Origin of the sequence: Phenylobacterium ferrooxidans, from assembly GCF_042714595.1 — a bacterium.
Lineage (GTDB): Bacteria > Pseudomonadota > Alphaproteobacteria > Caulobacterales > Caulobacteraceae > Phenylobacterium > Phenylobacterium ferrooxidans.
In genome coordinates this window covers 1-388 of sequence record NZ_JAOTJD010000101.1, presented here as the reverse complement: position 1 = coordinate 388, position 388 = coordinate 1, and the positions used below count along the sequence as shown (strand labels likewise).

General features: G+C 66.2%; 1 protein-coding gene. It reads right to left on the bottom strand.

What is annotated here, in order from left to right:
- Positions 1–388, bottom strand: a 388-nt coding sequence (locus OCL97_RS22635) for an IS91 family transposase (protein ID WP_377371952.1), incomplete at both ends; no start/stop codon positions are given.

The window sequence follows — 388 nt, the reverse complement described above, 5'->3', positions numbered from 1 at the left end:
ACGGATGCGATGGAAGCCGTCCGGCAGGGTGTGCAGCAGGAAGCGGCGGATGAACTCGTCGGCCGCCAAGGTCATCAGCTTGGTCTTGTCGTGATGGCGATAGTCCTTCCAGCGGAAGGCGACCTCGTGGTCGTTGAGGCTGGCGAGCCGACTGTTGGCGATGGCGACCCTATGGGTGTAGCGCCCGAGATAGGCCAGCACCTGCTGGGGACCGCCGAACGGAGGCTTGGCGTAGACCACCCAGTCGATCCGGCGCATCTCGGCCAGGAAGCGAGCGAAGGCGGCGGGCTGGGCGAGGCTCGTAAGCTCGCCGAAGAAGCCGAGCGCTCCGGTCTCGAACGCGGCTTGGAGGTCTTGAAGGAACAGCCGGCGGTAGAGGCGCGAGAGC